This is a genomic window from Croceitalea dokdonensis DOKDO 023, from assembly GCF_001306415.1.
Taxonomy (GTDB): Bacteria; Bacteroidota; Bacteroidia; order Flavobacteriales; family Flavobacteriaceae; genus Croceitalea; species Croceitalea dokdonensis.
Window position 1 is genome coordinate 380,698 of the sequence record NZ_LDJX01000005.1, and the last position, 12,121, is coordinate 392,818.

A 12,121-nucleotide genomic window follows, 5' to 3' on the forward strand; every position below is an offset into this window, starting at 1 on the left:
TCCGCCTAAAGATTTCCAGCGTGTACTGTCCTGTATCTATACTTAAAAAAAGAGCTAGTCAGGGTCTGGTATGTCCATTACGGCTCTAAATCCCAAATGCTCTTGGCTGGAATCCGTACTTGTGGCCATCCTAGCGCTAATACGGTAGCTGGCACAGTAACTCTCGCTACATAAAAAAGAGCCACCTTTTATTACTTTTTCTTTGCCGTAGGGATTCGTTGGATTATATGTGGCTTTAGGTCCTTCTGGGTTTTTGGTGGTGCCATTGTTCCATAACTCTTTGTAATATTTGGTACTGTACCAGTCCGAGGTCCATTCCCAAACATTTCCGGCCATTCCGTAAAGCCCAAATCCATTTTTTGGAAATTGTTTTACAGGTGCCCTTAGTTCATATCCGTCAGCCATAGTGTTTTCCACCGGAAATTCTCCCTCCCAAGTATTGGCAAAATCTTTTAATTGGTTGGTATCATCTCCCCAAAAGTAAATAACATTCCCGCTGTTGCCCCTTGCGGCATATTCCCATTCTGCCTCAGTGGGCAACCTCTTCCCGGCCCATTTGCAATATGCCAAGGCATCTTCATAGGCAATGTGCACTACGGGGTAATCTTCTTTTCCTTCAATGGAGCTTCCGGGACCATTTGGATGTTTCCAATTGGCACCAATGCGCCATTCCCACCATTGTGAATAATCATAAAGATTGGGAACGCTGCTTTTTGTCTTCTTAAACACCAAGGAACCAGGTTGTAGTATGGAATCATGTGGTTTTGGGGTATTGGGAGGCAACTGCGTTTTCATTTCTTCCCAGTTAATTTCCCTTTCCGCAATGGTTACATAGCCTGTTTCTGAAACAAATTTGCCAAATGCTTTGTTGGTCACGGGATGGACATCCATAAAAAAACCATCTATAATAACTTGGTGTGGTGGTTTTTCATGCGCCATGGCATGGGTATCCTGTGCTACCGCACCCTGCTGAAATTCGCCCCCTGGCACCCAGACCATTCCCTCAGGAATTTGGCTGCCTTCAGGTAATTCCGTCAGTATTTCTGGAGCATTCTCCTGTAACGGTACAGGTGTTTTTTTAGGTTCTGTTTTACAAGCTAGGGCAAGTAAAAGCATACACAGGATACGAAAAGAGGATTGCAGCATCTAATGAAAATTGAGATCTAAGATAACGAGTTTCTGATAAAGCCCCTTACTTTTTACGGTACACCTATTTTCAGTTCCATTGGTTTTCAATGTCATATAAATACACTTGTCAATGGCGGCCGGTAGCACTAATCCGTCATTATAATCCACATGTTCACCTAGAAGATTGATACGGTCAAGAGACTTTATCACTATATGTTCCATGGAATTAGGTTGTGAGATATAAATGTATGGGTTTTCAACATGCTATGATTTGCCTTGGTAACACATTTTGTTGCGCATTTTACCTGTTTTTTAGCCTTGGTTGTCAAATAGATTGTTTGATGCTCTAATTCTTGTGTTTAACGGCATGTATTCGTTAATTAGTTTTAGCCACGATACAAAGGGGCAGGAGGATAAAAAACATAGAATTTGTTTGACTAAAAAGTAGTGGTAAAAGGGCATTACGAAAAAAACCACCCTAAGGTGGTTTTTGAAGTGGAGCCGGAGGCTATTCCATTCTATAGTTTTAGATATTCAGTTTTCATATGTATGTTTTTAAAAAACAGAGGTTAACATCTATTTTTTATAACTGTTTACAACTTTTTTTATTGAACAGATATAACATTTTTTTTTAACGATTTTGTCAACGCACTAATGAATTGCAATTATTTGAAAAATTATGAAATATTCTTTTTACCTCAGAAAATCTAAATCAGAAAGTGAAACCTTAGTCATGTTTTCTTGCTATTTCAATGAAGAAAAAAAAGAAATTCGTTTATTCTACCCAAAAATCAATTCTTCCCAAGCATTGGAATTTTGATAATAAATACCGAATAAATCAGCGAAACTTGCTTCTAAAAACCAAGCAGCTATCTCAAAACAACTAACAGATTTCGAGGATGCTTTTCATCTTATAAAATCTGGATTTGAGCTTGGCGAACTAGAGTTTGATAGTGCAACTTTAAAAGAGCATTTTGACAAGGTTTTTGAGAGGGTAAGTATGGCAAGTTCATTCTTTGAGGTCTATGACAAATTTATCGATGAAAAAATTAAGCTGAAGGAATGGAAAAAATCCACCGTTAAGCGTTATAAGAAAATAAAAAATTTGTTAATTGAATTTGAAGAAGTAAACAATCATAAACTCACTTTTGGAAAGGTCAATCAGAAGTTTTTTATTAAATTTAACGATTTCTGTTATGAGTATAAAAACCATTATACGAGTACCTTTAGCCGGAATTTAGGTCTATTTAAAACCTTGATGCTGTGGTCACTTAGCAATGGTTTTGCTTTTAATGATGCCTTTAGGAGTTTTAAAAAGCCGCAGCGCGTATTAACTAGGGAGGAAGTGCTTAGCTTGAATCAGATACTATAAATACATACTACAACTTTTAATTCAGCATGTTTACAAAAAGTTAAAGATGCCCTTGTGTTTCAATGTTTAACGGGAATGCGATACGGGGAGCTTAAGTTCATTAATCGTAGAGTGGTTACTTTAAATAATTGTATACTGCTTAAGGAAGAAAAAAATAGCAATAAAGACACTCGGCTTATACCCTTATCCAATATCGCTAAGGATATCCTCGGAAAATACGATTATAAATTACCCTTAATCTCCAACCAAAAACAGAATGAGGCTATAAAGGAGGTAATTGAGAAAATTGGTTTTACCCATGATGTTGAGTATTCAAGGGTAAAAGGAGTGGTTCAAGAAAGGTTTGTGAGACAGTTTAAGGATAGGATATCTACGCATACCGCAAGGCCAAGTTTTATTACGATTATGCGCAATAAGGGTATAGCGGATAAGACCATCATGAGCATAAGTGGCCACACGGGTATAAAGTCATTTAACCAATACCATCAAGTAGATAACGCTGCTCGATTAAATGCTATTACCTCTGTTTTTGATAGTTTTTAATTTATATGTAATTGCATATAAATAAATTGAATATCCGTAATTACACCTATATTTTGTATATTGTGCTGAAATAGCACTATATAAAGCTATGAATTTATTCACGTTTACCGCTCATTTTGGAGATGAAAACACCTGCCGACAGCACTTTAAGGAACAACGGGATGCTCAAGGCGTGGTATGCAAGAAATGTGGAAGCGTAGCGCACTACTGGAAAAAGGATAAATGCAGCTACGAGTGTAAATCTTGTAAATTCAGAACCTCTCTTCGTAGCGGAACGATCATGCAAAATTCCAACCTACCATTTTTGGTATGGTATCGTGCCATGTTTTTGATGAGCACCACCAAGAAAGGTTTTTCAGCAAAAGAGATGCAACGTCAATTAGGGCTAAAACGTTATGAGCCAGTATGGGCCATGGTCCACAAGCTGCGCAAAGCCATGGGAGATAGGGATGCCAGCTATACCTTAGAGGGTATGATAGAGATGGACGAAGGATATTTTACTATTGAATCCTCTGAGGTTGAGCAGAAGAAAGGCAAGCGTGGTAGAGGCGCGGCAGGCAAACAAAACGTTGCGGTCATGGCAGAGAGCACCCAGCTTGAAGACCCAAGAACGGGCAACAAATCCAGTCAGGTCAGATACTTTAAAGCCAAAGTGTTACAAAGTCATCAATCCAATGAAATCAATGAAACCATTGAAGAATCGCTGGATGAAAAGTCTATCGTGCTCACCGATAAAAGTACCTCTTATGTGGATATTGCGGATTACGTAGAGATGCACGTTATGGAAAAATCCAGTGAAGAATCCACCAAAGAGACCTTAAAATGGGTTCATATATTTATCCGTAACGCTAAAAGAAACCTACTGGGCAACTATCATAAAATAAAGGGTAAGTATCTGCAGGCGTATCTCAACGAATTTGTCTATAAACTCAACAGACGATACTTCGGAGAGAAACTATTTGATAGATTGATTATCACCGCAATCAATTCTAATTAGGTATGAAAACGAATATTCAATAAATAAATGATAAATTACCATAGTTATACGTTAGAGTGGAAAAGACGGACATAGTATGCCACCTCCACCGGATTAAAGTGAGCATAGTAATATTGATTGCAAACCCCTTTATAGCATAGTTTAAAATGATTTTTTAGGTGGTTCAAAAAATCCGTTTTTAAGTGGTTCACTCTGACCTTTTTTTGAAGTCTACCTAATTTAGTTCCTAATTTTAACCTTATTTATCAAAACCCAATAGCACTTCGTTCTTTTTTAGTTTGTAACTTTTCAGATTCACAAAGTTCCGTTAGCTTGTTGCGGAACGCTATACTTGGATCAAGCACCCGCGCCATTTTATACTTTCGGACAATGTTTTCGATTTCTCCTCCGCTAAGATCGTATTGTTCGGCAAGTTGCATGGCTGTAGGCTGCCGCAAGCCGCGGAGTTTGGTTTGCCAAATCTTTGCTCTTGTAGCGGTGCTAGGTCTTTTAAAACAGAGTTTGAATAGAAAACGTCTTTCAAAAGCCGTATCCAAGCTTTCTTCAAGATTGGTGGTGGCAAATAGAATGCCCTCAAAATCCTCCAAACAGTCCAGAAAGATATTCTGTATGGCATTTTCGGTCTTATCGATTTTGCTGGTGGTTTGGGCGTTTCGTTTTCCTAGAATGGCGTCCGCCTCGTTTAGGAGCATAATTGGGGTACGTTTTTCTCTGGCACAGAGTTCCTTATAATCCTTAAAAAGTGCTTTCACCAATTTCTGACTTTCCCCAAACCACATAGATTTCAGTTCGCTAAGATCTACCTTCCAAATAGCTCTTGCCGTGGTTTTTGCAATTTGGTATACCGCTTCTGTTTTTCCGGTACCCGGTGCGCCATAGAACAAGGTGCAAAGCCCTGTCCTAAAACCTTCCTGTTGTAAGGCTTTGGTAATTTGCTTGTATTTTAAAGGCCTTAGGGATTGGGTAATACTATCCAATTCGGTTTTTGTGGCCGCGTTATAGAAAAGTTTTTGCCTTACGATGCTAGTGGTGTTGATCAGCGGAATATCTTTTTCCTTTAGCATGAGCCGGATGGGAATATCAAAAGTGGCCAGTTTTTTACTGCTCTGTTCCGTTAGCGATACGTTAGCATTGGAAAAATAGGTTTCTTGGTTCAGCTTTATGAACCCGTTTTTTATAAGTGGGGCAGATTCTTCGTAAATGGCTTTCTCATAAAAAATTTGATCTCTTTTATTGTCAAAAATACAGTCGCTAAATGAAGTGAGATGGGAGGATAGATTCCCTTTCAGATTATCGGCAATTAAGTAGATGTAACAGAGCCGGTCCGGCTGCGAAAGATGAAGTCCGTTTATATAATGGACAAAAGGCGTTTCCTTATAACCTTCCAAGAGGTGGTTTACTTGCCTATACAATCTAGGGGTTTTTAAGCCCTCGCTCGCACATTTGTGCACCAAGCCGTAGATTTCTTTGCAAAGCTCTACAGCATTTAAGGGTTTTTGAACCTGTTGTTCATAAGGTTTGTTTTCTATGATGGCGTCCCGTATGCGTTCGGAAATATGAAAGGCATAGCGTTCCGAACGGCCAAAGGAGAACAATCCCGTTCGGTCATCAAAAATACCTCTTTTTACAAGCGTGTCCATCTCTTTTTTATAGACAAAAAGTTCAATAGTGTTGCACTTAAAATATTTTGCTAGATCTGCCTGACTCGGTTTTGTTCCTTCGCTATTCACATCAAAAACGGCAACTAGCAGCATGGACTGGAATCGGGTGGTACCAAAATAGGTTTCTATCCGGTGAATATAATCGCTATCCTTGGTCAAGATTTCTTCACTTAGCTTACATCCCTTTACGGCTTTTGAAAATTGAATGATGTCTTTTAATATGTTGTTTTCCATGGGTTTTATAATTTGACACAAAAAAACCAAAGTACCTCGCCAAAGAATGTCGCAGTAAAGTTTTATCTTATGTCGTCATAGGATGGCGGAGTGTGTTCCCACCTTTGAAAAATTAAGCTTATGGCAAATTATAAACTCTTGAAACGCTTGGAGCGTATCATCTACTTTATTAAAACCGCCCCTGGGATAAGTAAATTGGAACTGATCGATAAAATATGGGATACCACAGATCATGAGGTAAGCGAAAGAACTATTGAACGCGATTTTACCACCTTAAAAACAGACTATGGTCTGGACATTGTTTATGACCGCAGCCTACGTGGCTACCGAATTGACGATGACGCGGAGCGTTTGGGAACTTTTTTCAAATTTGCGGAACTCTCATCCCTTGCAGATTTATACGAGGCAGGCTTAAAGGATTACAAAACCTTTCAGAAGTGGGTGATCCCAGATGATAGTTCGGCCTTTAAAGGGCTCCACAACATGCAAAAAATATTGCAGGGTATTACGCTTTCTCAAAAACTTTCTTTTACAAAAGTGAACTATTACCAGAATTCCAGAACAGTATATACCGTTACTCCATTACGGCTAAAGGAATACCTAAACCGATGGTATCTTATTGCGGTTCCTGATTCCTTAGAGGAGATACGAACCTTTGGCCTAGACCGAATTGAAAATCTACAAGTTCTGCCCGAAAAGGCAAAACTAATAAAGGACGGCGAGAAACAATTGCACCAATTTTTAGATGTTATAGGTCTTAACTACAATGAAACGGACAAAGTAGAAAAGGTGGTGCTACAAGCACAAAATAAACAAATAAAATACCTGCGAAGTTTACCCTTGCACCATTCGCAAACCTGCGTCGAAGGCGAAAATGGTTGGGGTAGGGTTACCTATGAATTAAAGCCGAATTATGAGTTTGAAACGCAAATCTTAAAATTGGGTGCTATGGTAGTGGTAGAAAAGCCGCTTTGGTTCAGGGAACGGATTGCTGGGCATATTAAGGGGATGAATGAGTTATACACATAATATATGATAGACTTTTACAAACAAATTAATGAGGTTGCAAAAAACCTTCCCGAATTACCTAAAAGGCCAAAGAAAAATTTCTTTGATATTCTTGGTGTCGAAAGAAAGGAGACGATAAACTCGAAAATGTTAGCTTATTTTTTTGACCCAAACGAAGAGCATGGGTTCGGAACTTTGTTTTTCGATTGTTTGCTAAGGGTATTAAGTGAAAAGTCTAATTGCGATAGGTTTATCCAAGATTTTTCCGAACCTTTTGAAATTGCAATAGAAGTTGCAACTTCTTCCGCGGATAGTCCAGAGGATCGTTTAAAAAGGATAGACTTATTAATCACGGGTAGCCAATGGAGTATTATAATTGAAAACAAGCTATTTCATCACTTGGCGAATCCCTTGGATGTCTACGAACAACACGTGATAAATGATAAAAAAATTAGAAAAGAAGATATAACAGGTATCATTCTGTCCTTAGATACAAAAAGTGAAGTAGCCTGTAAAGTTCATGAAACTCAATTCTTTAATGTGACGCATCAGGAACTAATCAATAAAGTACAACAGCATCTCATCTTAACCGATATAGAGAATGATATCGATATTTTTTATTTACGCGAGTATGCAAAAACGATTAATTCACATTATAAAAATAAAATGAACGAACCTATGTCAGACAAAATAGTAGCTTCTTTAATAGAACAAAAAGAAGCAGTAAACAATATTATAAAAAAACGAACGGCTTCCATAAATTATATAGACGAGAAGATAATAGAGGTATTTGCAGAAAAGGGATATCGATACGAAAAAGGTTGGTATTATGACCCTAAGTATAAAAACATTCGTTTTTTTATTACCCCAACTGAAGTAATTTTAGAAACCAACAGTATTGGTATAGCATATGAATTATGGGATGATTCGCTTTCAAAAGTTGGCATTGAAAATATAAAATTAATTCAGGAGAAATTAATAAATCCGGAAGAAGGTAGATTTGATATTAGCGCTAAACATGATAAAGGAAACACTATGAAAAGGGTGGTTACGTATAGAGATGAAAATTTTCTATCTCATAAAGAAGATACTATTAAAGGAAAATTAGGAGCTATTTTAGATAATCATTTTTTTAATGATGGTGGGGTAATACAAAACGTGCAGTGCTATCTCCCTGAAACCTTGCAAGCTACTACAACAGAGGATAATTAATCAAATAACTAGTAATGAAATCCAAACCCCGCTACCTCACCAAATCCAGATTTAAGTTGGCCTTGGATTGCCCAACAAAACTATATTACACTAGAAATCCATTGTATGAGGATACTAGTGAAACGGATAGTTTTTTACAAGGTCTGGCACAAGGCGGTTTTCAGGTAGAGGAATTGGTGCGACTCTATTTCCCAGAGGGTGTGGCCATTCTGGGTGATGATTGGGATTATGACAAACTAGCCCAGCGTACCTCTGAATTATTAGAGGAAGAAAATGTGACTATTTTTGAGGCCGCTTTTTTATTTGATGGTTTATTTATACGTGTAGATATTTTAGAGAAAAAAGGAAATAATATTCGTTTGATTGAAGTTAAAGCGAAGTCCATTGATGGTGAATCGCACAGCTCATTCCTTACGAAATCTGGTGTTAATACTAAAATGCAAGGGTACTTATATGACGTGGCATTTCAACAATATGTGATTCAGAAGTGTTACCCAAACTGGAAAATTAAAGCATTTCTTAATCTAGTAGACAAGTCAAAACATACAACGGTAAATGGTTTGAACAGTCATTTTAAAATTGTACCCAATGCTGACCTAAGAACTGGGGTGATGGTTACTCCAAATTTAAAAAGGGAGGACTTGGGAGCATCCATTTTAGCGATGATATCGGTTGAAGAAGAAGTGCAACTAATCCTATCGGAAAACCCTCAAGACCCGGAGCGTACGTTTGCCGACACGGTCGAATTTTATAAGCATCACTATGCCAACAACATGAAGATTGACACCTCTATTGGTTTGCATTGTCAGGGCTGTGAATTTAAAAATGATTCTCCAGAGCCAAACAAAAAAAGTGGTTTTCACGATTGCTGGATGACTCAATTGCCAAACGTACGACCAGATTTAGTACCGCTTTCCAGAACACGTTTAAACGATCCCAAGACCTATGACGTTTGGTACAAGCCCGCCAAGGATGCGGTTGTTGAACACCGCTACTTTATGGACGAGCTTACACGGGAAGATGTGAAGGACGATCCAGGAGCCAATGGTTTTAGCAGGTCGGACAGGCAATGGATACAAATAGAGAAGACCATTACCCAGGATAATACCATTGAAGTCGATGTTGCTAATCTGCGCTTGGAAATGAGCCAATGGAAGTATCCCTTGAACTTTATAGATTTTGAAACCTGCGCCGTGGCTATTCCTTTTACATCCGGTATGCGGCCTTATGAGCAACTGGCTTTTCAGTTTAGTCATCATATTGTTTATGAAGACGGAAGGGTCGTGCACCATTCGGAATACATCAATTTAGAAATAGGTGTGTTTCCAAATTTTGATTTCTTAAGGGCTTTAAAGAAATCGCTGGCGCAAAATAAGGGTTCTATTTTTAGGTATCATAATCATGAGAATACAATAGTAAATGTTATTTACAATCAGTTGCTGAGCTCAAAAGAGCCGGATAGGGAAGAATTATTTCGCTTTGTAGAAAGTATAAGTCACCCTACAGGAAGTAGTTTGCGTACGTTTCCACCAGGAGAAAGGGATATGATAGATTTACAGCGAACGGTACTGCGTAATTATTACCATCCGCAAACGGGTGGTTCCAATTCTATTAAGGCCATCCTTCCTGCTGTATTGGAATCTAGCAGCCTTCTTAAATCCAAATACACTAAAACCATAAAAGATATTAATTTAAGCTCGCTAAACTTCGATGATGAATACCGATTTTTGACCTTGGAAGACGGGGTGCCTATAAATCCGTATAGCCTGCTACCACCACTGTTCGACGGAATTTCTAACGAACAATTAGAAGATGCGGTGGCGTCTGCAAGTGCCGAGATAAGGCAGATAGCCGATGGCGGAGCAGCACTCTTCGCCTATGCGAAAATGCAGGATGAAACCATTGGCGACTTGGAACGCAAGGAAACCAAGAATGCCCTGTTGCGCTATTGCGAACTGGATACCCTTGCCATGGTGATGATCTACGAACATTTTAAGGAGTTATGCGAGTTGTAAATGCCTTACTTTAAACAGAAACATCTTTTATGGCACCAGTCCGAGGAAGCAAGGAAATTGCTTAACGGAAACCAGCTCTTGGTACTGCAGGAAGTGCTTGAAAACGAACCAGATTTAGAAAATGAACTAAGCCATATACTCTTATGGTCCGAGATAACCATAGTAAACCGACTACTATCTTGGCTCAAAGGACTTAACGAGGCTAACGGATTTTATAGTGCTTCCTACAACACTTTAGTAGTTGCTATTTTGTGGGCTTTTAATAGCGACACGCCGATTACTAGGCAGACACAGCATCAATTTGAAATCAGTCTAAACCTTTTACAGGATTTTTTGAGATTTAGGATTCCCGTGACCACCAATTCAGATGCAAGATATCTGCTGATGAATGTATTTATGCTCTCCGAGCGTCCCGATCTTTGTATACGTTCAATTACAAAAGAGATGAAACGTTATAATGAGGGTACTATAGAAACTACGTTTCATAGAGACTACGGTCAACTACTACAGTATCTTTTTGTGTCTGCCCCGTTGCCTACTTTTTTATTCCCATATCTAAATAAATGCAGCTTTAAAGAATATAAAATCATCCTACAAATATTGGATGGGAAGGGTTTACGTTCACTTTTACCAACTGAGTTTAAACTCTCAAAATCTGAAAATGCGGTACTACAGACCAATGCGATACAGCTGCCAGAAACTACCGATCACATTCTAGAGCGGTTTGTGTTGGCCGCAAGAATTTTAATAGAGCGTCCAACTAGTTTTCCAACCTTGAACAGGATGTTGCATGCAAGTAAGATTTTTAAAGACCAATTCGCATCCTTTAGAAACGACATTATATTCTGGAAAAGTGTTTTTAGATTCCTATCCGATAACATAGCGCAGTTAAGAGAAGCAAGCGATTTTTTACACTATGTAGATTTTTTTGAAGCCCAACGTTATTTCTGCGAGAGCCCTCTAACATATAGTTTAAAAGGAAGGACATTCGCATCTGTAGAAAGGGCAGCTCAGAATTGGCAAATAGGAATTAAATATAATATGGCCCACACCAGTTATTCTTGGAACCCGTTACCAATAGAAAAATGGATGTCCTTTAGCACGCCATTTTCCTACGTAATTGAGGAGATAACCGATGGCAAAAGACTACTAGCAGAGAGTACTATATTAAACCACTGTGTCTTTAGTTATGCGTATAGTTGTAATGCCGGCCATATTCACATATTCAGCTTGAGCAAATTAAAGAATAATGTAAATAAGCCATATGCTACCATTGAGGTCAGAGGTAAATTTATTACCGAAGTCGCAGGTAAAATGAATATTTCGCCTAGTCGTAAAGCCATGGAATTAATTAAAGAATGGGGGCAATTAAATCATCTTTCTATACGTCTTAAAACTAATGGGTATATATGAAACTATGACATCCCATTTTAATGCTACACTACAAAAATGATGGTCTATTGAAAAGGACGGACATAGTATACCACCCCCGCCGGATTAAAGTGAGTATCTTCACTTCCATTGGTTTTCAATGTCATATAAATACACTTGTCAATGGCGGCCGGTAGCACTAATCCGTCATTATGATCCACATGTTCACCTAGAAGATTGATACGGTCAAGAGACTTTATCACTATATTTTCCATGGAATTAGGTTGTGAGATATAAATGTATGGGTTTTCAACATGCTATGATTTGCCTTGGTAACACATTTTGTTGCGCATTTTACCTGTTTTTTAGCCTTGGTTGTCAAATAGATTGTTTGATGCTCTAATTCTTGTGTTTAACGGCATGTATGCGTTAATTAGTTTTAGCCACGATACAAAAGGGCAGGAGGATAAAGAACATAGAATTTGTTTGACTAAAAAGTAGCGGTAAAAGGGCATAACGAAAAAAACCACCCTAAGGTGGTTTTTGAAGTGGAGCCGGAGACGACCGCAGTGTTGAGAAA

General features: G+C 38.4%; 11 protein-coding genes. 7 read left to right on the top strand and 4 right to left on the bottom strand.

Translation table 11 applies throughout. The features are described 5' to 3' along the window. Nucleotides 1-54: 54 nt before the first annotated feature. Together I595_RS12620 and I595_RS12625 are read right to left on the bottom strand one after the other, a co-directional pair. Nucleotides 55-1,146, bottom strand: coding sequence for a formylglycine-generating enzyme family protein (locus I595_RS12620; RefSeq protein ID WP_054559780.1), 1,092 nt, complete (start codon nt 1,144-1,146; stop codon nt 55-57). Beyond that, on the bottom strand, nt 1,147-1,350 hold the full coding sequence (locus I595_RS12625; RefSeq protein WP_054559781.1) for a galactokinase family protein: 204 nt from the start codon (nt 1,348-1,350) through the stop codon (nt 1,147-1,149). Between the two features lie 778 nt (nt 1,351-2,128). On the opposite strand from I595_RS12625, the gene I595_RS12630 reads away from it, so the two are divergent. The 3 genes from I595_RS12630 to I595_RS12640 all read left to right on the top strand — a co-directional run bounded on the left by I595_RS12630 (nt 2,129) and on the right by I595_RS12640 (nt 4,040). Next, nucleotides 2,129-2,500, top strand: a complete 372-nt coding sequence (locus I595_RS12630) for a phage integrase SAM-like domain-containing protein (RefSeq protein ID WP_054559782.1) — start codon at nt 2,129-2,131, stop codon at nt 2,498-2,500. 54 nt (nt 2,501-2,554) lie between these two features. Then, on the top strand, nt 2,555-3,043 hold the full coding sequence (locus I595_RS12635) for a tyrosine-type recombinase/integrase (protein WP_157449738.1): 489 nt from the start codon (nt 2,555-2,557) through the stop codon (nt 3,041-3,043). Between the two features lie 88 nt (nt 3,044-3,131). Then, nucleotides 3,132-4,040, top strand: coding sequence for an IS1595-like element ISCdo1 family transposase (locus tag I595_RS12640; RefSeq protein ID WP_054559784.1), 909 nt, complete (start codon nt 3,132-3,134; stop codon nt 4,038-4,040). Nucleotides 4,041-4,285: 245 nt separating this feature from the next. Here the strand turns inward: I595_RS12640 and I595_RS12645 are convergent, their stop codons facing one another. Continuing rightward, nucleotides 4,286-5,935 carry an ATP-binding protein gene (locus I595_RS12645; RefSeq protein ID WP_054559785.1) on the bottom strand — a complete coding sequence of 550 codons (1,650 nt, stop codon included), beginning with the start codon at nt 5,933-5,935 and terminating at the stop codon, nt 4,286-4,288. A 120-nt stretch (nt 5,936-6,055) separates the two neighbouring features. On the opposite strand from I595_RS12645, the gene I595_RS12650 reads away from it, so the two are divergent. From I595_RS12650 to I595_RS12665, 4 genes are read left to right on the top strand one after another with little or no spacing between them, the layout of a single operon-like run. After that, the gene (locus tag I595_RS12650; protein WP_054559786.1) at nt 6,056-6,964 is read left to right on the top strand and encodes a helix-turn-helix transcriptional regulator; all 909 of its coding nucleotides are present in this window, start codon (nt 6,056-6,058) and stop codon (nt 6,962-6,964) included. 3 nt (nt 6,965-6,967) lie between these two features. Then, nucleotides 6,968-8,155, top strand: a complete 1,188-nt coding sequence (locus tag I595_RS12655) for a PD-(D/E)XK nuclease family protein (protein ID WP_054559787.1) — start codon at nt 6,968-6,970, stop codon at nt 8,153-8,155. Between the two features lie 14 nt (nt 8,156-8,169). Further along, on the top strand, nt 8,170-10,170 hold the full coding sequence (locus tag I595_RS12660; RefSeq protein WP_054559788.1) for a DUF2779 domain-containing protein: 2,001 nt from the start codon (nt 8,170-8,172) through the stop codon (nt 10,168-10,170). Next, complete coding sequence (locus I595_RS12665) at nt 10,171-11,583, top strand: PcfJ domain-containing protein (RefSeq protein ID WP_054559789.1); 1,413 nt, start codon at nt 10,171-10,173, stop codon at nt 11,581-11,583. A gap of 44 nt (nt 11,584-11,627) precedes the next feature. Here the strand turns inward: I595_RS12665 and I595_RS17775 are convergent, their stop codons facing one another. Further along, entirely contained in the window at nt 11,628-11,816 is a 189-nt protein-coding gene (locus I595_RS17775; RefSeq protein ID WP_054559790.1) for a galactokinase family protein, read from the bottom strand. Nucleotides 11,817-12,121 lie beyond the last annotated feature (305 nt).